The sequence below is a fragment of the Krasilnikovia sp. M28-CT-15 genome, from assembly GCF_047159595.1.
Lineage (GTDB): Bacteria > Actinomycetota > Actinomycetes > Mycobacteriales > Micromonosporaceae > Actinoplanes.
The window spans coordinates 6,709,617-6,729,753 of record NZ_BAAGAK010000001.1 but is presented as its reverse complement, the minus strand read 5'-3'; the positions used below and the strand labels follow the sequence as shown (position 1 = coordinate 6,729,753).

Annotated in this window: 22 protein-coding genes; 8 read left to right on the top strand and 14 right to left on the bottom strand. The window is 72.0% G+C overall.

Translation table 11 applies throughout. The features are described from left to right. Positions 1–3: 3 nt before the first annotated feature. Entirely contained in the window at positions 4–498 is a 495-nt protein-coding gene (locus ACMCNO_RS30845; protein ID WP_412752940.1) for an SRPBCC family protein, read from the bottom strand. After that, positions 482–925 (bottom strand): ArsR/SmtB family transcription factor, encoded by a 444-nt coding sequence (locus tag ACMCNO_RS30840; RefSeq protein ID WP_412752939.1) that lies wholly within the window; start codon positions 923–925, stop codon positions 482–484. The genes ACMCNO_RS30845 and ACMCNO_RS30840 overlap by 17 nt, the downstream gene beginning before the upstream one ends. Positions 926–1,255: 330 nt before the next feature. Between ACMCNO_RS30840 and ACMCNO_RS30835 the strand changes: the two genes are divergently transcribed. From ACMCNO_RS30835 to ACMCNO_RS30825, 3 genes are all read left to right on the top strand, one after another. Then, on the top strand, positions 1,256–2,323 hold the full coding sequence (locus tag ACMCNO_RS30835) for a G5 domain-containing protein (protein WP_412752938.1): 1,068 nt from the start codon (positions 1,256–1,258) through the stop codon (positions 2,321–2,323). A 158-nt stretch (positions 2,324–2,481) separates the two neighbouring features. Further along, complete coding sequence (locus tag ACMCNO_RS30830; RefSeq protein WP_412752937.1) at positions 2,482–3,318, top strand: nucleotidyltransferase domain-containing protein; 837 nt, start codon at positions 2,482–2,484, stop codon at positions 3,316–3,318. Further along, positions 3,315–4,061 (top strand): Type 1 glutamine amidotransferase-like domain-containing protein, encoded by a 747-nt coding sequence (locus ACMCNO_RS30825; RefSeq protein WP_412752936.1) that lies wholly within the window; start codon positions 3,315–3,317, stop codon positions 4,059–4,061. Before ACMCNO_RS30830 ends, ACMCNO_RS30825 begins: the two co-directional genes overlap by 4 nt. A gap of 7 nt (positions 4,062–4,068) precedes the next feature. Here ACMCNO_RS30825 and ACMCNO_RS30820 read toward each other — a convergent pair whose 3' ends face one another. Both ACMCNO_RS30820 and ACMCNO_RS30815 read right to left on the bottom strand, forming a co-directional pair. Next, positions 4,069–4,434, bottom strand: coding sequence for a PH domain-containing protein (locus ACMCNO_RS30820; RefSeq protein ID WP_412752935.1), 366 nt, complete (start codon positions 4,432–4,434; stop codon positions 4,069–4,071). Positions 4,435–4,472: 38 nt separating this feature from the next. Beyond that, entirely contained in the window at positions 4,473–4,784 is a 312-nt protein-coding gene (locus ACMCNO_RS30815; RefSeq protein ID WP_412753866.1) for a pterin dehydratase, read from the bottom strand. A 184-nt stretch (positions 4,785–4,968) separates the two neighbouring features. On the opposite strand from ACMCNO_RS30815, the gene ACMCNO_RS30810 reads away from it, so the two are divergent. Then, positions 4,969–5,412, top strand: coding sequence for a (deoxy)nucleoside triphosphate pyrophosphohydrolase (locus tag ACMCNO_RS30810; RefSeq protein WP_412752934.1), 444 nt, complete (start codon positions 4,969–4,971; stop codon positions 5,410–5,412). Here ACMCNO_RS30810 and ACMCNO_RS30805 read toward each other — a convergent pair. Together ACMCNO_RS30805 and ACMCNO_RS30800 are read right to left on the bottom strand one after the other, a co-directional pair. Continuing rightward, a complete protein-coding gene (locus ACMCNO_RS30805; protein ID WP_412752933.1) occupies positions 5,371–6,921 on the bottom strand; it encodes a long-chain-fatty-acid--CoA ligase in 1,551 nt (516 codons plus the stop codon). The genes ACMCNO_RS30810 and ACMCNO_RS30805 overlap by 42 nt on opposite strands. 124 nt (positions 6,922–7,045) lie before the next feature. Beyond that, complete coding sequence (locus tag ACMCNO_RS30800) at positions 7,046–8,218, bottom strand: acyl-CoA dehydrogenase family protein (RefSeq protein ID WP_412752932.1); 1,173 nt, start codon at positions 8,216–8,218, stop codon at positions 7,046–7,048. A gap of 68 nt (positions 8,219–8,286) precedes the next feature. On the opposite strand from ACMCNO_RS30800, the gene ACMCNO_RS30795 reads away from it, so the two are divergent. From ACMCNO_RS30795 to ACMCNO_RS30780, 4 genes are all read left to right on the top strand, one after another. Continuing rightward, a complete protein-coding gene (locus ACMCNO_RS30795) occupies positions 8,287–8,934 on the top strand; it encodes a TetR/AcrR family transcriptional regulator (RefSeq protein WP_412752931.1) in 648 nt (215 codons plus the stop codon). Beyond that, entirely contained in the window at positions 8,931–10,367 is a 1,437-nt protein-coding gene (locus ACMCNO_RS30790) for an aldehyde dehydrogenase family protein (protein WP_412752930.1), read from the top strand. Before ACMCNO_RS30795 ends, ACMCNO_RS30790 begins: the two co-directional genes overlap by 4 nt. Then, positions 10,364–11,449 (top strand): alcohol dehydrogenase catalytic domain-containing protein, encoded by a 1,086-nt coding sequence (locus tag ACMCNO_RS30785; protein WP_412752929.1) that lies wholly within the window; start codon positions 10,364–10,366, stop codon positions 11,447–11,449. The genes ACMCNO_RS30790 and ACMCNO_RS30785 overlap by 4 nt, the downstream gene beginning before the upstream one ends. A gap of 151 nt (positions 11,450–11,600) precedes the next feature. After that, positions 11,601–12,194, top strand: a complete 594-nt coding sequence (locus ACMCNO_RS30780) for a hypothetical protein (RefSeq protein WP_412752928.1) — start codon at positions 11,601–11,603, stop codon at positions 12,192–12,194. Positions 12,195–12,325: 131 nt separating this feature from the next. Here the strand turns inward: ACMCNO_RS30780 and ACMCNO_RS30775 are convergent, their stop codons facing one another. From ACMCNO_RS30775 to ACMCNO_RS30740, 8 genes are all read right to left on the bottom strand, one after another. Then, the gene (locus ACMCNO_RS30775) at positions 12,326–12,910 is read right to left on the bottom strand and encodes a TetR/AcrR family transcriptional regulator (protein WP_412752927.1); all 585 of its coding nucleotides are present in this window, start codon (positions 12,908–12,910) and stop codon (positions 12,326–12,328) included. A 34-nt stretch (positions 12,911–12,944) separates the two neighbouring features. After that, positions 12,945–14,153 carry an acyl-CoA dehydrogenase family protein gene (locus ACMCNO_RS30770; protein WP_412752926.1) on the bottom strand — a complete coding sequence of 403 codons (1,209 nt, stop codon included), beginning with the start codon at positions 14,151–14,153 and terminating at the stop codon, positions 12,945–12,947. Beyond that, positions 14,153–15,157 (bottom strand): phosphotransferase family protein, encoded by a 1,005-nt coding sequence (locus ACMCNO_RS30765; RefSeq protein ID WP_412752925.1) that lies wholly within the window; start codon positions 15,155–15,157, stop codon positions 14,153–14,155. Before ACMCNO_RS30765 ends, ACMCNO_RS30770 begins: the two co-directional genes overlap by 1 nt. Positions 15,158–15,223: 66 nt before the next feature. After that, positions 15,224–15,997 (bottom strand): SDR family oxidoreductase, encoded by a 774-nt coding sequence (locus ACMCNO_RS30760; protein ID WP_412752924.1) that lies wholly within the window; start codon positions 15,995–15,997, stop codon positions 15,224–15,226. Further along, the gene (locus ACMCNO_RS30755; RefSeq protein ID WP_412752923.1) at positions 15,994–16,749 is read right to left on the bottom strand and encodes an SDR family oxidoreductase; all 756 of its coding nucleotides are present in this window, start codon (positions 16,747–16,749) and stop codon (positions 15,994–15,996) included. The genes ACMCNO_RS30760 and ACMCNO_RS30755 overlap by 4 nt, the downstream gene beginning before the upstream one ends. Before the next feature lie 336 nt (positions 16,750–17,085). Beyond that, positions 17,086–18,126 (bottom strand): hypothetical protein, encoded by a 1,041-nt coding sequence (locus ACMCNO_RS30750; RefSeq protein WP_412752922.1) that lies wholly within the window; start codon positions 18,124–18,126, stop codon positions 17,086–17,088. Between the two features lie 93 nt (positions 18,127–18,219). Continuing rightward, the gene (locus ACMCNO_RS30745; RefSeq protein WP_412752921.1) at positions 18,220–18,861 is read right to left on the bottom strand and encodes an alpha-ketoglutarate-dependent dioxygenase AlkB; all 642 of its coding nucleotides are present in this window, start codon (positions 18,859–18,861) and stop codon (positions 18,220–18,222) included. 37 nt (positions 18,862–18,898) lie between these two features. Then, positions 18,899–20,125, bottom strand: a complete 1,227-nt coding sequence (locus tag ACMCNO_RS30740; RefSeq protein ID WP_412752920.1) for a cytochrome P450 — start codon at positions 20,123–20,125, stop codon at positions 18,899–18,901. Between the last annotated feature and the right edge of the window lie 12 nt (positions 20,126–20,137).

Here is a 20,137-nt window from a genome sequence, read left to right as displayed (position 1 = left end):
CGGTCAGCTGAGCGACGCCGCGAGCTGCTCCAGGGCGTCCATCGACTCCTGCATGCCGCCTTCCATGCCCGAGTCGATGACGGCGTCGCGGTCGGTGCGGCTGCGGTATTCGCAGAGCATCTCCATCCACGTGCGCCCGTCGGTCTCGGTGAACGTCAGCGTGTTGAGGCTGGCGTGGCCGTCCGGGTCGGGGATGCCCTCGTACGCCTCCGTGCTGACCAGGCGCCCGGGCTCGCTGACCTCCCGGTACTCGCCGTGGAAGGCCACCTCGAAACCGCCGTGTGCGGTCATCACGAACCGCCACCGGCCGCCGACCTGAAGGTCGATCTCGGCACTCGTGACGGTGCCGCGCTGCCCGCCCCACCACCGCTTGACCAGCTCCGGGGTGGTGTACGCCCGCCAGACCAGATGCCGGGGGGCCTGGAACTCGCGCGTGATGAGGATCTGGTTGTCGGCCGGGAGTGCCACCCGGGCGGTGCCGCTAGTCGTCGGTGCCATGTGCGTGCTCCCCTTCGGTGAGGTCGTCCATGTCGTCGGTACCGTCTCCACCCTGCGGCCCGGCCGCGGGCGGGAGGCGATCGGCGGCGCGCGGATCGTCGCGTTCCTTGAGGTCCTCAAGGACGGCGTCCATGAGGTCGAACCGATCGGACCACGCCCGCTCGTATCGGCGCAGCCAATCGTGGAGCGGCTTGAGTGGGGCGGCGTTCAGCCGGTACAGCCGCTGCCGGCCGTGGTCGCGGACACGGACGAGATCCACCTCGCGCAGCACACGCAGGTGCTTGGAAACCTGCGGTTGGGCGAGGCCGAGCTGCGCCACCAGGTCGTTGACCGGACGCTCCCCCTGGGCGAGGAGGTCCAGGATCTCCCGGCGGCGCGGCTCCGCCACCGCGTTGAACGCGTCTGTCGTGGTTGCCGCACGTGCCATGCCGGCAATCATATACCCATAAGGGAATGTGTCAACGACCGCGACCCTCGCGGCGATGCTCAATATCGGTCAAAACTCGCAATAAGGTATTAACCGGGCAAAATTCATTGGCCGCTCCTTTGGCCTGCTGTGGCTCTGCACCGCTGAAGATGTCGGAAGTGCGTCCGTGACTTCCCAAGTCAGCCTTTCGAGTGCCGAAATCATGGTGCCGTTCACTTTTTCTACAAGCACAATGTTTTGGTGCTTAACCAGACATCTAGTGACGACTGGCAGCATTACTTCGAAATGCCTCCAAAGTCGTGGTGGGCTCGGCTCCCCTTCGGCGTCCGCATGTTCGCCGGCACCTGCGCCCTGCTGACGACCGTCGGCGGCACCGTCTACGGCATCGCGTCACTGGCCGGCGAGGAGTCCGGGACAGTACGTGCCGAGCCTGCGGCACCTCCCGGGACCGCTTCCGGCGCCAGCCGGCCGGCACTCCCCGGGTCCTCGGCGCCGCCGAGCGGTGAGGACCCGAACAGCGGGGCGTCCGGTGGCGACGTCGGCGGGGGCATGCGGATCGGCGATGACCTCGCGCGGGGCACGGCCGCCGAGACCCGGCTGTTGGAAGCGGACCGCACCCCCAGCCGACCCCCACGGGACAGCGCACCCGCCGCCGGGGTCGGTACCCCCGCCGGGCAGGCGGCGCCGGTCATCCCGCAGCTGTTCACCGTCCGCACGGTCACGGAGAGCCGGATCATCCCGTTCCGGACGCGCGTCGTGCGGGACCGGTCCCTGCCCCGCGGGCGCGTCCGCGAGCGCCGCCCCGGCATCCCGGGACTGCGCAGCATCCGGTACCGGGTCACCTACGTCGCCGGTCGGGAGACCTTCCGGGTGCTGCTCGGAGCGGCCGTGACCCGGACGCCACAGGACCGCGTCATCGCCGTCGGCAGTCGCAAGCGCCGTGGCGGGGGCAAGGGGCACCACGACTGCCGCGCCAAGGCGGACCGCTGCACACCGAAGCCCCCGGCTACGCCCCCGTCCTGTGCGAACGCGGGGAACCAGCCGGGCGACCCGGTGAACAGCCAGCCACCGACCACCCCGGCGACCAGCGAGCCCCCGCCCGGCGCAACCCAGAACCCGCCCCAGCCCGGCGGATCCCCAGACCCGGCCCAGCCCAGCGCATCCCCAGATCCGGCCCAGCCCGGCGGTACGCCGGTTCCGGGCGGCGTCTCACCCACGCCGGCCCCGCCGGCGGGCGGGACCCTTCCGGGTCCCGTCAACGGGATTCCCGCGGGTGGCCTCCCCACGGTCACGCAGCCCGTCGGCCCCGGAACGGACCCGGCTGCGGGCTTGGGCCCGGTGCCGGTCCTCATCGTCCCGGCGCCCCGCCAGCCCGCACCGCCCACCACATGCGACTGACCCGCCCGGAACCCGTCGCGGCCCGCGAGCACGATCTGCGGGGGTGGGCCTCGAGGGAGGCGAGGTGGGCGTCGTAGCGGTCGGCCGGCTGGAGGCCGGGAACGCCGCGATCCAGGGCCGCCGGATCCCGGTACGGGACCGCGAGGGAGGATGCCCGGATGGCGGCGGTGAGCGAAGCACGGCTGGCCGAGCTGGCCGGACGGCTCGTACGGGTGGACGGCGTGGTCGGTGTGGTGCTCGGTGGCAGTCGCGCGCGCGGCACCCACACCGCCGACTCGGACACCGACCTCGGGCTGTACTACCGGCCCCCGCTGGACGTCGACGGGCTGGCCGAGCTGGCCCGGGACGTGGCCGGGCCCGGGGCGCGGGTCACCGCGCCGGGTGAATGGGGCCCCTGGGTGGACGGCGGGGCGTGGCTCACCGTGGACGGTGCCGCCGTGGACTGGATCTACCGGGACGTGGACCGGGTCGAGCAGGCGTGGCGCGATGCCGAGCAGGGCCGGTACGCGTTCCACGCCCAGGCCGGGCACCCGCTGGGCGTGCCGGACTTCGCGTACCCGGGTGAACTGGCCCTGGCCGTGGTCCTGGCCGACCGGGCCGGACAGCTGGCCGAGCTGCGGGCCCGCGCCCTGGTCTATCCGCCCGCGCTGGCCGGCGCGCTCGTCGCGGGGCTCTGGGAGGCGGATTTCCTCGTCGGGGTGGCCCGCAAGGCGGTGTCGCGCGGCGACGCCGCCTATGTCGCGGGCTGCCTGTTCCGGCTCGTGGGCGTGTGTGCGCACGCCCTGCACGGGGCGGCGCGCCGCTGGTTGATCAACGAGAAGGGTGCGGTCGCGTCGGCGGCGGGCCTGCCGGGCGCCCCGCCGCGCTTCCGCGAGGAGGTGGACGCGGTGTTCGCCGCGGTCGGCGGCGACCCGATCCACCTGGCCACCGCGGTGGACGCGGCCCAGGACCTCGTGCTGGCCACGGCCGACGCGTGCGCCATGATGGCGCGATGAGCGCCGACGAACCCACCATCCTCGCCACCAGCGCCGGAATGCTCCCGGGCCGGTTCGGCGCGTTGGACATGCGGGTGGGCCCGATCTTCGAGTACGCCGCCGAGCTGGCACACGCGGGCCCGGCCCCCCGGATCTGCCTGCTCGGCCAGGCGACCGGGGATCAGGAGGCGCGGATCGGTGCGGCGTACGCGGCGTTCGCCAGGAGCCGGTTCCGGCTGTCACACCTGACGCTGTTCCCGATGCCGAACGTCGACGACATCCGCGCGCACCTGCTCAGCCAGGACGTGATCTGGGTGGGCGGGGGCAGCGTGGCGAACCTCGTCGCGGTGTGGCGGGTGCACGGACTGCCGGAGATCCTGCGCGAGGCGTGGCAGTCCGGTGTGGTGCTGGGCGGGGTGTCGGCGGGCTCGATCTGCTGGCACATCGGCGGGAGCACGGACAGCTTCGGGCTCCAGCTGCGCCCGTTCACCGAGGGGCTGGGCTGGCTGCCGTACAGCAACGGCGTGCACTACGACGCCGAGGAGCAGCGGCGGCCGATGATGCACAGGCTGATCGGCGACGGCACCCTGCCGGACGGGTACGCGACCGACGACGGTGCCGGTCTCGTCTACCGGGGCACCCGGCTGGCCGAGGTGGTGGCCGACCGGGAGGGCCCGCGCGGGTACGAGCTGAAGCGCGCCGAGGACGGCACGGTGACCGAGACCCCGCTGCCGACGAGGGTGCTGTCCTACCCTGCGGCGTAGTGGGTTCTCAGCCTGCGGCGTAGTGCAGGATGATGTTGTGCACGTGGTGGGTCTTGTCCGTGCCGCGGAACTCCACCTCGTAGACGTGCGTGCCGACGGTGATGGCGATGGTGCCGGTCGAGAAGAACTGCCCGGCCCAGCTCTTGTTGCTGACGACGCTGACGCTGCTGACCTTCGAGTACGGGATGCTCGTGATCGCCACGCGCTTACCCACGAATGACTTGTCCTGGATGATCACGCGCCGGTTGGTCAGGCCGATGAAGCCGGTGCCCGCGCCGATCGCGTCATAGACGGCGATGATCTGCTCGCCCTCCAGCAACCCACTCTGGATCTGCTCCAACTGGCCCTTGTTGTCGAAGACGACGTCACCCATGGGCCCGAGCGTAGTGCGGCCGGGCCAGCGCCGGATGGCTACTGGCGGCCGATGACGGTGCGGTACGCGTCCTCGATACGAGCTGCGAGCGTGACCTCACCGGCGGTGATGTCGGTGCCGTCCTGGGCGGCGAGGCAGATCTGGGTGTGACCGTCGAGGCGACGGATGTGCGGGCGGATGCGTAGGGTGTCGGCGGCGACCTTGATCCGTTCGGTCAGGGCGGCGTGCTGGCTTTCGTCGCAGGCCAGGACGCGCTTGAGCTGCACCCCGTCCTGGGTCCAGCCGCCTAACAGGGCCAGGGCGTCGCTCAGATAATCCGCGCGCGTTCCCCGTGGTTTCCTGGCCCGCATCAGCCACACCCCCTTGGCGTCGTTGCCGGCTTGTGGCCAAATCGTCGCCATGTCGTCATGGTCGGTGCCCACAGTCTTGCCTCCCGCGTCAAGCGTGTCCACGCCCACATATCTGTGTTCTCCCGACGATCGGGGCGGACTCGGGCAACCTGAACGGTCAAGATTTGTGGCACGCTGTTTGCCCATGCCCCACGAACGCCATGCCAGCAGCGGTTCATCACCCAGGGTGATCGTCGCAGCCGTCATTGTCATCGATGGCCGGGTGCTGGCATGTCAACGCTCGGCGCCGCCCGAGGCGGCCGGGCGCTGGGAGTTCCCCGGCGGCAAGGTCGAGCCGGGGGAGACGGACGAGCAGGCGCTGGCCCGCGAGTGCCGCGAGGAACTGGGCGTCCGGGTGCGGGTCGGCGCCCGGGTCGGCCCGGACGTGCCGCTGGCACGCGGCCGGGCCGTGCTGCGGGTCTTCGTCGCCGAGGTACTGGACGGTGCGGTGCCGCGCGCCCTGGAACACAGCGCGATGCGGTGGCTCGCGGCCGGCGAGCTGGACAGCGTGCCGTGGCTGCCGGCCGACGAGCCGATCGTGGCGGAGCTACCCGCCCTGCTGGGCGGGATCGGCGAACGTTCGGCGTAGCTCCCGCTTGAGCACCTTGTGGCTCGGGCCCAGCGGCAGGGACTCGACGAAGCGCACCTGACGCGGGTACTTGTGCTTGCCGAGGCGTTCACGCGCCCAGTCCGTCAGGTCCTCGTCCGTCACGCCGCCCGGGTCGGCGACCACCACAGCGCAGACCTCCTCGCCGAGCACGTCGTCGGGAACGCCGATGACCGCGACCTGCACGACCGCCGGATGCCGGGCCAGCACCTCCTCGACCTCCCGTGGGTACACGTTGAAGCCACCCCGGATGATCATGTCTTTCTTGCGGTCCACGATGGTGAGGAACCCGTCGGCGTCCTTCGTGCCCAGGTCGCCCGTACGGAACCAGCCGTCCACCAGGGATGCCCCGGTCTCCTCCGGGCGGTTCAGATATCCCGCGAAGACGTTGTGCCCGCGGATCACGATCTCGCCCAGCTCCCCCGCGGGGAGCAGCTCGATGCGCTCCTCTACCTCCGGCCGGGCGATCTCCGCCTCCACCCCCCAGATCGGGTGCCCGACCGAGCCCGCCCGGGTGCCGAAGGCGGCCTGGTTCGTGGTGGCCGTCGGCGAGGTCTCGGACAGCCCGTACCCCTCGTAGATGGGCGCGTCGAACGTCTCCGCGAAGCGTTCCAGCACCGCCACCGGCAGCGACGCCCCACCGGAGCCGCCCAACCGCAGCCGCGGCAGCGTCTCCGCCTTCGCGGCGGCCTCCAGCAGCGCGACGAACATGGTCGGCACGCCGTAGAAGCTGGTCACGTTCTCGCGCACCATCAGGTCGATGGCCGCCTCCCCGGTGAAGCGGGCCAGCAGCACCATCGTCGCGCCCAGCCGGAACGTGCCGTTCATGCACACCTGGCCGAAGCTGTGGAACAGCGGCAGGCAGCCCAGCACCACGTCGTCCGGGCGGGCGTCGCTGGTGTCGAAGACGCTGACGGTCGCGTTCAGCACCAGGTTCAGATGGGTGAGCAGGGCGCCCTTGGACTGCCCGGTGGTGCCGCTGGTGTAGAAGACGACCGCGACGTCCTCGGCCGCGCGGGTCACGTACGTGGGCAGCGGCGGCACCGCGGCGGCAGCGTCCTCCAGGCGCGGCGCAGCGTCCGGCAACCCGGCGGGCACCGGGCCGACGGTGACCAGCCGGATGCCCGCGGCCTGTGCGGCCGCGGCCGCGTTCGCCAGCTGGCTGGAGTGCGCCACGAGCAGGTCGGTGCCGCTGTCGCGCAGCACGTACGCGATCTCTTCGGGGGTGAGCAGCAGGTGCACCGGCACCAGGGTGGCGCCGGCCGCCAGGGCGCCGTAGTAGACGCGGGGGAAGTCCAGCAGGTTGGGGATCTGGACGGCGACCGTGTCACCGGGGCGGACTCCGAGTTCCCGCAGCCCCGCGGCGTACGCCCGGGCCTGAGCCCACAGCTCGCGGTACGTCACCCGGGCGCTGTCGTCCACGACCGCGACCTTGTCGGGATAGCGCCGGGCCGCCTCGGCCAACACGGTCGCCAGGGAAAGTGTCGTCACGCGGGTCCTCCTCGAGTCAGACGGATCTGGTCCCCCGCGACACAAACGAATTCTTGGTGCAGTCGGTCAGGCGCTGCTGGGTCCAGCCTGCCCTCCCGGCCCTCACTGCGCTCGGTGCAGCCGGTCAGGCCAGCGTGCCGCCGATCTTGGTGTAGCCCCGGAGCAGGTCGCGGGCGATGATGAGCCGCTGCATCTCGTCCGTGCCCTCGTAGATGCGCATCAGCCGGACCTGCCGGTACCAGCGTTCGATGGGCAGCTCCCGGGTGTAGCCCATGCCGCCGTGGATCTGCAGCACCCGGTCGACGACCCGGTTCACCATGCCGGCGCCGTACAGTTTGGCCATCGAGGAGGAGTGGCGCGGGTCCTCGCCCTGGTCCACCGCCCACGCGGCCCGCAGCACCAGCCAGCGGGCGGCCTCCAGCTCCACCTCGGAATCGGCCAGCATCCACTGGATCGCCTGGTTCTCCCCGATGCGGCGGCCGAAGGTCTCCCGGGTGTTGGCGTACTCCAGGGCCATGGACAGGGCGCGTTCGGCGATGCCGAGCGCGTGCGACGGGATCAGGTAGCGGCCCTTGCCGATCCAGGTCATGCCGAGCGCGAAGCCCTGGCCCAGCTCGCCCAGGATGTTGCGCTGCGGCACCCGCACATCCTCGAAGATCAGCGAGGCGGGGCCACCCTCGCCCATCGTCTGGATGAACTCCGAGCGCCAGCCCATCGCGCGGTCCACCAGGAACGCGGTCGCCCCGCCGTTGCGGGCGCCCTTCTCGGGGTCGGTGACCGCGACGACGATCGCGAAGTCGGCGTCGTTGCCGTTCGTGATGAAGGTCTTCTCGCCGTTGAGGACCCAGTCGTCGCCGTCGCGGCGCGCGCTGAGCTTGATGTTCGCGGCATCGGAACCGGCGCCCGGCTCGGTGATCGCGAAGCAGGAGACGCGGTCGCCCTCGATCGTGGGGAGCAGGTACTCGCGCTTCTGCTCGTCGTTGCCGTAGTACAGGATGTTGTCCGCCTCGCCGCCGAAGCCGAACTGCACGAACGTCCGGCCCGTCTCGGTCACGATCAGCGCCTGCATGACCGCGGACAGGTCCATCCCGCCGTACTCGACCGGGGTGCTGAGGCCCCAGAAGCCGAACTTGCGCGCCTTGAGTTGCAGTTCGCGCAGCTCGCTGCGCTCCAGGCCGGGCCGGTGTGCCCGCTCGCGGCGCAGCGCTTCCTGCTCCAGGGGCATGACCTCGCGGGTGATGAACTGACGAGCGGTGTCGCGGATGGCGCGTTCCTCGTCGCTGAGCGAGAAGTCCATGCGATTAAACTAGCGGTGCAAGTTTTCGCACGTCCAGACCGAGATCCCGACGAATTCAGGAGCCACCCATGGCCCGGCCCCGGCAGTCGCTGCTCACCCGGCAGCGGATCGTCGAGGTCGCCGCGGTCCTCGTCGACGCCGAAGGGCTGGCCGCGGTCTCCACCCGGCGGCTCGCCACCGAGCTGGGCGTGCGCGGGCCGTCGCTCTACCACCACTTCCCGACCAAGAACGAGATCCTGGACGCGGTGGCCGACGCGGTGGTGGCGCGCGTGGACGTCTCGTCGTTCGCCACCCACGACTGGCGCGAGGCGCTGCGACTGTGGGCGTGCTCGTACCATGCCGTGCTCTGCGCCCACCCCAACGTCGTGCCCGTCCTCGCGCACGGGCCCGGCCGCCGCCCGGCGACGCTGGCCATGGCGGACACGGTCTACGGCGCGCTGATCGAGGCGGGCTGGCCACCCGCCCGGGCCACCCACATCGGGGCCCTGATGCGCTACCTGGTGCACGGTTCCGCGCTCGGATCGTTCGCGCTCGGCTTCGACGAGGACCCCGGCGTCTACGCCGAGCGCTATCCCCACCTGCGCCACGCCCATCTGCTGGCCGAGCATCAGCACAGCGTCGACGAGGGCGCGTTCGCGCTCGGCCTCGACACCGTCATCGCGGGTCTCGACCGCCTCCACCGATCCCTGCCCCTCACGAAAGGCGCGCCAACGTGACGCTCAGCTCCGACGTGCAGCTCAGCCGCGACCGGATCTACCTCGGCGGGGCCTGGGTCCCGCCCGCCTCCGACGCGCGCATCGCGGTCGAGAACCCGGCGACCGGCGACATCCTCGGTCACGTGCCCGCCGGGTCGGCCGCGGACGTCGACGCCGCCGTGGCGGCCGCCCGCGCCGCCTTCGACGGCTGGGCCGGCACCGGCGCCGCCGAGCGCGGCGCGGCGCTCACCCGGCTGCACGCGGCGCTGTCCGCCCGCTCCGCCGAGATCGCCCGTACGGTCGGGCTGGAGCTGGGCGCGCCGCTGAAGATCGCCACCGCCACCCACACCCGGCTGCCGCTGACCGTCCTGCAGGAGTACGCGGAGCTGGCCGCCCGGCCCGCGCCCGCCGAGACGGTCGGGCACTCGCTGCTCGTGTCCGAGCCGGTCGGCGTGGTCGCCGCCATCACCCCGTGGAACTACCCCCTGCACCAGATCATCGCCAAGGTCGGCGCGGCGCTGGCCGCGGGCTGTCCGGTGGTGCTCAAACCCAGCGAGCTGACCCCGCTGGTGGCGTACCTGCTGGCGGACGCGGCGCAGGAGGCCGGGCTGCCCGCCGGGCTGCTCAACCTGGTGCCCGGGACCGGGCCCGCGGTGGGCGCGGCGCTGGCCGCCCACCCGGACGTCGACATGGTGTCGTTCACCGGCTCCACCGCCACCGGCCGCGCCATCGCCCACGCGGCCGCGGACCGCATCGCCCGGGTCTCCCTCGAACTCGGCGGTAAGAGCGCCAACGTGATCCTCGACGACGCGGACCTGACCCGGGCGGTCAAGGTGGGCGTCGGCAACGCCTTCCTCAACTCCGGACAGACGTGTACGGCGTGGACCCGCATGCTGGTGCACCGCAGCCGGTACGACGAGGCGGTGTCGATCGCCGCGGCGGCCGCCGCGAAATACCACGCCGGAGACCCGTTCGACGAGTCCACCCGCCTCGGCCCGCTCGTCTCGGCCGCCCAGCTGGACCGGGTCCGCGGGTACATCGAGCGCGGGCTGGCCGACGGGGCACGGCTCGTGGCGGGCGGCCTGCACGCACCGGTGCCCGACCGGGGCCACTTCGCCGCCGCCACGGTCTTCGCCGACGTCGACCCGGACAGCGTCCTGGCCCAGGAGGAGATCTTCGGACCCGTGTTGTCGATCATTCCGTTCACCGACGACGATGAGGCGGTGACCATCGCGAACAACTCCCGCTACGGCCTGGCCGGCGGCGTCTGGTCGGCGTCACCGGAACGGGCCCTCGCCGTGGCCCGCCGGATGCGCACCGGCGCGGTCGACATCAACGGCGCCGCGTTCAACCCGGCCGCCCCGTTCGGCGGGTACAAGCAGTCCGGCATCGGGCGCGAACTCGGCGCGCACGGGGTGGCGGAGTTCCAGCAGATCAAGGCGATCCAGCGGTGACCGCGTACATCGAGGGCCTGGTCGTACGGAGTCCCGGCGTGCCACCCGAGCTGGTCCAGCTGCACCTGCCGGAGGTCGGCCCCGGCCAGGTCCGGGTCCGGATCCGGGCGGCCGGGGTGTGCCACTCGGACCTGGCGATGCTCGACGGGACCCTGACCCCGCCGCATCCGCTCGTGCTGGGTCACGAGGCGGCGGGCGAGGTGGTCGAGGTGGGCGCCCACGTCACCCGGGTCGCGGTGGGTGATCATGTCGCGCTCAACTGGTCGCCGGTCTGCCGTACGTGCTGGTTCTGCACCCATGGCGAGCCCTGGCTGTGCGCCACCGCGAACGTGGCCGCGCTGGAGAACGGCATGACCCTGGACGGCGCGCCGGTACACGTGACGCTGGGGCTGGGCGCGTTCGCCGAGCAGGTCGTGGTGCCGGAGAACGCGGCGATCGGCGTACCGGAGGAACTGCCGTGGGAAAGCGCGGCCCTGCTCGGCTGCGCGGTGCTGACCGGCGCGGGAGCGGTGCGCAACACCGCCCGGGTGGCCCCCGGGGACGCGGTGCTCGTGCTGGGCCTGGGCGGGGTGGGCCTGACCGTGGTGGCGGCGGCCCGCGCCGCCGGGGCCGCCCAGGTCATCGCGGTCGACGTGGCCGAGTCCAAGAAGGCCCTCGCCGAGGCGGCGGGTGCGACCGAGTTCCTGGTCGCGGCGGACACGCTGTCCAAGGACATCCGGGTCCGGACGCAGGGGCGCGGCGTCGACCATGCGTTCGAATGCGTCGGCAAGGCGGCGACGATCCGGGCGGCCTGGCGGGCCACCCGCCGCGGCGGCCACGTCACGGTCGTGGGCATGGGCCGCGCGGACGACCAGTTGCAGCTGAGCGCGCTGGACATCTTCACCTCCGCGCGGACCCTGCGCGCCAGCGTGTACGGCGCGGCCGACCCGGACGTGGCGCTGCCGGAGCTGGCCCGGGAGGTGCTGGAGGGCAGGCTGGCCGTGGACCACCTCGTCACCGACCGGATCGGGCTCGCCGACGTCCCCGCGGCGTTCGAGCGGATGGCTCGGGGCGAGGGGGCCCGCTCGGTTGTGGTGCTGTGACCTCGGCGTTCACCCGGGATTCACGGGAAAGCGGTGGAGGCGTGTGACGGCGGGACCAAGGTCCCGATGAGTCAGTGACTTAGGCCCGGGTGTTGCGCTTCACGCGGGCGGAGGGTTGATCTGTCAAACGGTCACAGAGTCGGAGGCAGCGATGACCGTCCACGCATCCACCAAGCGCACTCTGGAACGTCCTCTGGAGCAAGCCGAGATCCCCGGCTCGATGATGACGAAGTTCGCCGCGAAGGCGATCGCCGTCATGCGGATGGCCACCGGGTTCGTCTTCCTCTGGGCCTTCCTCGACAAGATGTTCGGCCTCAACTACTCCACCCCGTCCGAGCGTGCCGTCATCAACGGTGGCTCGCCGACCAACGGCTTCCTCTCCAACGTCGAGGTCGGGCCGTTCCAGTCGATGTTCCACTCGATGGCGGGGACGTGGTGGTGCGACCTCCTGTTCATGGGCGGTCTGCTGGGCCTGGGGCTGGCCCTGGTGCTCGGCGTCGGCCTGCGGATCGCCGCGGTGGGCGGCACCATCATGATGGCGATGATGTGGCTGGCCGAATGGCCGCTCGCGCAGCACACCGCGACCGGTGACCCCAGCGGCTCGACCAACCCGATCGTCGACTACCACGTCATCTACGCGCTCGCCATGATCGTTGCCGCGGCGACGTACGCCGGGCACACGTGGGGGCTCGGGAAGATCTGGGGGCACATCTCCTACGTCCGCAGGCACCACTGGCTGCTGTGATCTGACACGGTCGCACCGCGCGGCCGGCGACCTACGGGTCGCCGGCCCCCCGGCGTGTGCAAGCCCGCATCGATGAAGACTTTCGGTCAACAGCGCACCGAAACTCACCAAGATCCGCGGCGACGAGCAGCTCAGGCGGTGAGCAGGGCGGCGATCGTACGGGTCAGGGCCGCGCGGGCCTGCTCGGGGTCCAGCCCCATGGCGTCGCGCCAGGTGCCCCAGGTGGGCCACATGCTGACGCCGACCAGGGCGGTCAGCATGTCGGGACCGGTGTCGCCCGCGGCCGCCAGCTCCGGGGCGAACAGCGTACGCAGCTCGTCGCGGACCCGGTCCACGTGCGCGCGGCGGTTGCTCTGCAGGGCCGGGGAGAACGGCTCCTTGAGCGACGCCGCCTTGGCGGCGGGGGCGACCTGCTCCAGCAGCCGGGCCCGCTGGCGGCCGAACGCCTCGATCCGCCGGGCCAGCGGCAGGTCGGGCGGGATCGGCTCGAAGGCGGCGTCGCGCTGCTCCAGGATCCGCTGGCCGCTGGCCGCGAACAGCGCCTCCATGTCGGTGAAGTGGCTCCACAGTGCCCGCAGTGAGACCCCGGCCAGCTTGGCGATGCGGTCCGCGGTGGGACGAAGCTCGCCGCCGAGGATCAGCTCGACGTGCGCGTCGACGATCGCGTTGCGGGTGCGCTCGGCCCGGGCCGTGCGCCCGTCGATTCGCTGCGTCATCGCGCCCTCCGGCTGGGGTGAGGTTCCGGTGGGGTCATCGCGCCCTCCGGTAGCGGTCGAGCTCCCGGCGCGCCAGGGAGCGCTTGTGCACCTCGTCCGGGCCGTCGGCCAGCCGCAGCGTGCGGGCCTGGCTCCACAGCCGGGCCAGCGGGGTGTCCTGCCCGACACCGGCCGCACCGTACGTCTGGATGGCCTTGTCGATGATCCACTCGGCGGTGACCGGAGCCATGATCTTGATGGCCTGGATCTCGGTGTGCGCGCCCTTGTTGCCGACCGTGTCCATCAGCCAGGCGGCCTTCAGCACCAGCAGCCGGGCCTGCTCGATCCGGACCCGGGACTCGGCGATCCACTCCCGCACCACGCCCTGGTCCGCCAGCGGCTTGCCGAACGCCGTACGGTCCAGCGACCGAAGGCACATCAGCTCCAGCGCGCGCTCGGCCATGCCGATCAGCCGCATGCAGTGGTGGATGCGGCCCGGGCCCAGCCGAGCCTGGGAGATCGCGAAGCCGGAGCCCTCCGCACCGATCAGGTTGGCCACCGGCACGCGCACGTCGTCGAAGTCCACTTCGGCGTGGCCGCCGTGGTCGCCGTCGTCGTAGCCGAACACGGTCATGCCGCGGCGCACGGTCAGCCCGGGGGTGTCCCGGGGGACCAGCACCATGCTCTGCTGCAGGTGCCGGGCCGCGTCCGGGTCGGTCTTGCCCATCACGATGAAGATCGCGCAGTTCGGGTTCATCGCGCCGGAGATGTAGAACTTGCGGCCGGTGATCACGTACTCGTCGCCGTCGCGGACGATGCGGGTGCCGATGTTGGTGGCGTCCGACGAGGCGACCTGCGGCTCGGTCATCGCGAACGCCGAACGGATCGTGCCGTCCAGCAGCGGTGTCAGCCAGCGTTCCTGCTGTTCGGGGCTGCCGAACTCGGCCAGCACCTCCATGTTGCCGGTGTCCGGCGCGGCACAGTTCAGCGCGGCCGGGGCCAGGGCGGGGCTGCGCCCGGTGATCTCGGCCAGCGGCGCGTACTGCAGGTTCGTCAGACCGGCGCCGTGCCTGCCCGGCAGGAACAGGTTCCACAGGCCGAGCCGCCTGGCCTCGGTCTTGAGCGGTCCCAGTACACCGGGCGGCGCCCAGTCGCCGCGGTAACTGGACTCGAAGTGCTCCTCGGCCGGGTAGACGTGCTCGTCCATGAAGGCCAGCAGCCGCTTGCGGTAGTCCTCGGTGGTCTCGTCGTACGCGAAGTCCATCAGTCTCCCTCCAGCGCCTCGTGTCCCTGGCGCACCAGCGGCGCGACGAGCTCTCCGACCGTGTCGAAGCCCTCGCCGACGGTCTGCCCCTGCACGTACCGGTAGTGCACGCCCTCGAGGATCACGGCCAGCTTGAACGCGGCGAACGCCACGTACCAGTGCAGGTCGCTGACGTCGCGGCCGGAGCGCTTGGCGTAGTGCCCGGCCAGCTCGGACAGGCCGGGATGCCCGGGTACGGAGATCGGGGCAACCTCCCCGCCCGGGCCGGTGAGCAGCGGGCGGCCCGCGTAGACCAGCAGCAGGGCCAGGTCGCTCAGCGGGTCGCCCAGGGTGGACATCTCCCAGTCGAGCACCGCGTTGACCCGGAGGTCAGGGCCGATCAGCACGTTGTCGAGGCGGTAGTCGCCGTGTACCACCGCGCCGCCGGGCGGCCCGTGCGGCACGTCGACCGCCAGCCGGGCGTGCAGCTCGTCGATGCCGGCGACGTCGCGGCTGCGGGACGCGTCAAGCTGCTTCTTCCAGCGGTGCACCTGGCGGTCGTTGAAGCCCTCGGGACGGCCGAAGTCGGCCAGCCCGATCGCGGCCGGCTCCAGCGCGTGCAGGTCGGCCAGCGTGTCGACCAGGCTGAGGATGAGCCGGTGCACCGCCTCGGGTCCGAGCGCGCTCAGCGCCGCGGCGTCCCGGTGGATCGTGCCGTCGACGTGCTCCATCAGGTAGAACGGGGCGCCGATCGGCTCCGGATCGGTGCACAGCGCCACCGGGGTGGGCGCGGGAAACCCGGCCCGCGACAGCGCGGCCAGCACCCGGTGCTCGCGTGCCATGTCGTGCGCGGTGGGCAGGACGTGGCCCAGCGGCGGGCGGCGCAGGACCCAGCGGCTGGTGCCGTCGGTGACCGCGTACGTGAGGTTCGACCGGCCCCCGGCGAACATGGTGGCCCGCAACGGCGGACCGTCCCCGAGGTACGCCCGCAACCGGTCCAGGTCGAGTCCCGGCGGCCCGCTCACGTGTCGGTTCCCAACGGCTCACTCATGGATCTGCCTACCTTTCGCACGCGCCCGGGCCCGGCCCGCTCACGCGGCGGGACCGTCGAAACTGCGCTGGATCTTGTTCATGCCGGCCAGCCAGCGGTCCGGATCGTCGGCCCGGTGCCGGTAGTACTCGGCCACCTCGGGGTGGGGCAGCACCAGGAAGCGGTCGCCCTGGATCGCGTCGGCGACCACCGCGGCCACCTCCTCGGGGTCCAGCGCGGTCGCGGCGAGCTGCGCCTTGCTGGCGCTGTCGCCGCCGTCGGTGAGCATCGCGGTGCGTACGCCCTGCGGGCACAGCGCCTGCACGACGATGCCGCGGTGCGCGTACGTGGCCCGCAGCCACTCCGCGAAGCCGAGCGCCGCGTGCTTGGTCACCGAGTACGGCGCGCTGCCCAGCAGCGTCAGCAGCCCGGCCGCGGAGACCGTGAGGAGCAACCGCCCGCCACCCGAGTCGAGCCAGCGGGGGAGCAGGGCGCGGGACGCGTACACATGGGACATGACGTTGACCTGCCACGCCGTCTCCCAGGCGGCGTCGGGGGCGTCCTCGGCGCCCGCGGGCAGCACCCCGGCGTTCGCGCAGAACAGGTCGCAGCCGCCCAGCTCGGCCCAGGCGGTGTCGACGAGCTGCCGCACGAACGCCTCGTCGGCCGCGTTGCCGGGCACGGCCAGGCCGCCGATCTCGTCGGCGATCGCCTGGGCGGCGGCCGCGTCGAGGTCGTTGACGATGACCCGGGCGCCGTCGGCCGCGAACCGGCGGGCCAGCGCCGCGCCGATGCCGCCACCCGCGCCGGTGACGACGACCCGCGGGGCGCTCACTCGCCCGCCCCGGTCAGCGTGATGCCGCCGTCGATGACCAGGGTCTGGCCGGTGATCCAGCCCGCGTCAGGGGAGCTGAGGAAGGCCACCGCCCCGGCGATGTCCTCGGGTACGCCGAGGCGGCGCAGCGGGTACGTCGCCGCGACCTTCTCCTCCCGGCCCTCATAGAGGGCGGTGGCGAACCTGGTCTTCACGACCGCGGGGGCGACCGCGTTGACGCGTACCTTCGGGGCCAGCTCGACGGCGAGTTCCTCGGTGAGGTGGATGAGGGCTGCCTTGGTGACGCCGTAGAAGGCGATGCCGGGGGCGGGACGCACCCCGGAGATCGAGGAGATGTTGACGATCGAGCCGCCGCTGTCGGCGAGTCCGCCGCGCAGGGCCTCCTGCACCCAGCCGAGGGTGCCGAGCACGTTGACGTCGAACATCTTGCGGGCGGCGCCCAGGTCCAGCGTGCCCAGCGGGCCGTACGCCGGGTTGATGCCGATGTTGTTGACCAGCTGGCTGATGGGACCGAACGCGCCGACCGTGGTGTCGATGACCTCGGCGCGGTGCTCGGGGTCGTCGCCGCGCCCGGCGACCGCGATGGCGTGTTCGGGGCCGCCGAGGTCCTTCGCGGCGGCCTCCAGGGCGGTCGCGTCGCGGCCGGTGATGCACACCCGGGCGCCTTCGGCGACGAAGCGCTGGGCGATGGCGAAGCCGATGCCCCGGCTGGCTCCGGTCACGATCGCCACTGCGCCTGCCAACTGAGTCATGCGAACTCCTTCGGACATATCTGCACTGGGAGTGCGAACATTACCGGCCAGTACGCTCGTCGCCTACCCTCTCCCGAGCAGCGGTGCGACCGCAACAGGTGGCAAACGTGCCGCACATGACACCCGGTGCCGCCGCGGGCCTGCCCTCCTGGCCCTCGCTGCGCTCGGTGCGGTCGGTCATGCGGTGCTGGCCGGGCCTGCCCTCCCGGCCCTCACTGCGCTCGGTGCGGTCGGTCATGCGGTGCTGGCCGGGCCTGCCCTCCTGGCCCTCGCTGCGCTCGGTGCGGTCGGTCATGCGGTGCCGGGCGGCGCAGTGCGCGCCGCCCGGCACCAAGGTCAGTCGATGGTGCGCGGCAGCGTGCGGGCCGCCTTGCGCAGCGCCTCGGCCGCGCCCGCGTACGGGTTGTCGGTGTAGGCCCGCGACACGCCGCCCGGGATCGTGAAGTACTCGGCCGACAGTTTCGCCGGGTCGGTGGCGATCTCGCCGCGGGCCACCGCGTCGTCGCCGTCGTCCCAGCCCCACGGCGCGTTCGCCGAGTCGGTGGTGCAGTCCCAGGTGCCCTGCCCGCAGTCGCCGGAGTCGTCACCGGCGAACGTGCCGAGGTGGACGAACAGGCTGGCGGTGGTGCGCTGCGCCCACAATCCGCCGGGCGCGAAGATGTCGATCAGTTCGTACCTGACGTCCCGGTCGTTGCCGCTGCCGGGCACCTCGCCCGCGGTCGCCGGGTAGTAGACGATGCCGTCGCCGTTGATCTTGTATTGCGGGTATGCCTTGAGGCCGTGCCCCTGCACCTGCTGCGCGGTCACCGGATGCAGGAACGCGTCGTGCGGGGACGACTGCATCTGCAGGGTGCCGTCCACAGTCTCCCGTCCCCCGGTCCACGTGCTGCCGGACGGCGTGTAGGAGTAGAAGTTCGTGTGGGCCACGGTCACCACGGCGCGCAGCACCCCGTACGTCGAGCCGTCCTTCTCGACGGCCAGCGTGGTCCCCTCGCCGTCGTTCTCGTGTTCGGTCTCGAAGACCGGGTGATCCACCCAGTCCCGCGGGTGGTAGAAGAAGTACGTGATGAACCAGTGCGTGCTGGTCTCCACCACGGAGTAGTACACGGCCGCGGTGAAGTCGGCACCGGACTGCGCCGCGTGGTCCCAGTTGTTGCGCCCGACGAGGTCGCCGTCGAAGTCGACCCGGGTGAGGTAGTCCGACCTGCCGCCCAGCGCGTGACTGCCGGTGGCGTCCACGTCCTGGTAGTGGATCGGCGCCCAGCGCAGCGCCAGATCGGCGTGGCTGGGCGGCGCTGCGTGTGCCGGCGCCGGAGTGCCGGCGATGACCAGTAGGGCGGCGGCCGCCGCGGCGATGACCCGAATCCTGTTGAGCATGTGTGCTCCCGCGTCCGGTGTGATTGATCACCGTGAATCTATGTGATCGGCGGCACGCCGGAAATGGGGATCAGGCGACGACTTCGTGGCCGCTCAGGCGACATTGCGGGGCCGGAACTGAACGCTCACCCGTGGCCCCACGGGCCGGGCCGTCTTCGGGATCGCGTGCTCCCAGGTGCGCTGGCAGGAGCCGCCCATGACGACGAGATCGCCGTGACCGGACGGGAAGCGCAGGCTCGGGCCGCCCGCCCGGGGTCGCAGCATGAGGGTGCGCGGCGACCCGAAGGACACGATCGCCACCATCGTGTCGGCGTGGGCGGAGCGGCCTCGCGTGTCGCCGTGCCAGGCGACGCTGTCGCGCCCGTCCCGGTACAGGCACATGCCGGCGGTCACGAACTCCTCACCCAGCTCGCCCGCGTAGTGCTCGGACAGTCGCTGCCGGGCCTCGGTGAGCGCCGGATGCGGCAGTGGGTCGCCGGGTCCGTACCAGCGCAGCAGCCGGGGCACGTCGACCACGCCGTCATACATCTGCCGCCGCTCGGCCCGCCAGTCCACGTCGGTCAGCAGGGTCTCGAAGACCGCGTCGGAGCGGTGCACCCAACCTGGCAGCACATCCACCCAGGCGCCCGCCGTCAGCGGCTGGCGGGTGAGCCGGCCGGGCAGCGGCTCCAGCGTGACCCCGGCCGGCTCGCCGACCACGAGATCGAGCATCGAGGGCTGATAGGTGCTGCTCACCCGCCCACTCTAGGCCCGATTAGTACGAGTGTGCCAATCACCACCGCACCGGCAGGGTGCGCAGGCTGTTGAGCAGCATCCCCTCCTTGAACGGCAACTCCTCGACTGGCACGGCGATCCGCATCCCGGGCATCCGGGTGAGCAGCCCGCGCAGTGCCTCCTGCAACTCCAGGCGGGCCAGCTGTGCGCCGAGGCAGTGGTGGGGACCCGCGCCGAAGCCCAGGTGGGCGGTCAGGGAACGGGTCACGTCGAGCCGGTCCGGGTCCGCCATCGCCGCCGGATCGCGGTTGGCCGCGCTCATCACCGGGAACACGGCCGATCCGGCCGGGATCCGTACGCCGCTCAGCTCGACGTCCTCGGTGGTGACCCGGGGCAGGCCCGCGCCGCCCGAGCCGAGCTGGACGAAACGCATCAGCTCCTCGACCGCCTGCGGGATGCTCTCGGGCCGGGCCCGCAGCCGCTCCAGCTGTTCGGGGTACTCGTGCAGCGTCAGCAGGAACATGTTGATCTGGTTGGCGGTGGTCTCGTGGCCCGCCACCAGCAGCGTGAAGCAGAGCCGTACCAGCTCCTTCTCCGTGAGCCGGTCCTGCTCGTCGCGGGCGGCGATCAGCGCGGTGATCAGGCCGTCGTCGGGCTTGGCGCGCTTGCTGGCGATCAGCCGGCCGAAGTATTCGCCGAGCTGCTCCAGCGCCGCGTCGATCTCCCGGGGGTCGCGGGTCGTGTCGCTCATGACCGTGTCGGACCACTCGCGGAACAGGTGGCGGTCGGCGGTCGGCACGCCGAGCAACTCGCAGATCACCTGGATCGGCAGGGGCAGGGAGAAGTTCTCCACCAGATCGGCGGGCTGCGGCAGGGTGAGCAGCCGGTCGATCAGCTCGTCGACCAGCTTCGTCACCCGGGGCCGCAGCGCCTCCGCCCGGCGGGCCGTGAACGCGCCCGCGACCAGGCGGCGCAGCCGCGTGTGGTCGGGCGGGTCCAGGCTCAGGATGGAGTCGGCGGCGGCCTGGCCGAGCCCGACGTCGGGGACGGCCGGGCCGGTCGCCGCGGCGCGGCTGAACCGCGGGTCGATGAGGACCTGCCGGACGTCCTCGTAGCGGGTGACCAGCCAGGCGGTCTTGCCGTCGGGGAGCTGGACCTGCGCGACCGGGCGGTTCTGTCTCAACTCCGCCAGTTCCGGCTGCGGATGGAAGATCGAGGGTGACGGCGGGAAGGGGAACGGGATCGGCGCCTCGGGCGTAGCGGACGGTCCGGCCAACGGGCTCACCTCCGTAGCGTG

Bases quoted from the DNA above. Each gene is read 5' to 3' on its own strand.
- ACMCNO_RS30845 (WP_412752940.1), bottom strand. From the start codon at position 498: ATGGCACCGACGACTAGCGGCACCGCCCGGGTGGCACTCCCGGCCGAC.
- ACMCNO_RS30840 (WP_412752939.1), bottom strand. From the start codon at position 925: ATGGCACGTGCGGCAACCACGACAGACGCGTTCAACGCGGTGGCGGAG.
- ACMCNO_RS30835 (WP_412752938.1), top strand. From the start codon at position 1,256: ATGTTCGCCGGCACCTGCGCCCTGCTGACGACCGTCGGCGGCACCGTC.
- ACMCNO_RS30830 (WP_412752937.1), top strand. From the start codon at position 2,482: ATGGCGGCGGTGAGCGAAGCACGGCTGGCCGAGCTGGCCGGACGGCTC.
- ACMCNO_RS30825 (WP_412752936.1), top strand. From the start codon at position 3,315: ATGAGCGCCGACGAACCCACCATCCTCGCCACCAGCGCCGGAATGCTC.
- ACMCNO_RS30820 (WP_412752935.1), bottom strand. From the start codon at position 4,434: ATGGGTGACGTCGTCTTCGACAACAAGGGCCAGTTGGAGCAGATCCAG.
- ACMCNO_RS30815 (WP_412753866.1), bottom strand. From the start codon at position 4,784: ATGCGGGCCAGGAAACCACGGGGAACGCGCGCGGATTATCTGAGCGAC.
- ACMCNO_RS30810 (WP_412752934.1), top strand. From the start codon at position 4,969: ATGCCCCACGAACGCCATGCCAGCAGCGGTTCATCACCCAGGGTGATC.
- ACMCNO_RS30800 (WP_412752932.1), bottom strand. From the start codon at position 8,218: ATGGACTTCTCGCTCAGCGACGAGGAACGCGCCATCCGCGACACCGCT.
- ACMCNO_RS30795 (WP_412752931.1), top strand. From the start codon at position 8,287: ATGGCCCGGCCCCGGCAGTCGCTGCTCACCCGGCAGCGGATCGTCGAG.
- ACMCNO_RS30780 (WP_412752928.1), top strand. From the start codon at position 11,601: ATGACCGTCCACGCATCCACCAAGCGCACTCTGGAACGTCCTCTGGAG.
- ACMCNO_RS30775 (WP_412752927.1), bottom strand. From the start codon at position 12,910: ATGACGCAGCGAATCGACGGGCGCACGGCCCGGGCCGAGCGCACCCGC.
- ACMCNO_RS30770 (WP_412752926.1), bottom strand. From the start codon at position 14,153: ATGGACTTCGCGTACGACGAGACCACCGAGGACTACCGCAAGCGGCTG.
- ACMCNO_RS30755 (WP_412752923.1), bottom strand. From the start codon at position 16,749: ATGACTCAGTTGGCAGGCGCAGTGGCGATCGTGACCGGAGCCAGCCGG.
- ACMCNO_RS30750 (WP_412752922.1), bottom strand. From the start codon at position 18,126: ATGCTCAACAGGATTCGGGTCATCGCCGCGGCGGCCGCCGCCCTACTG.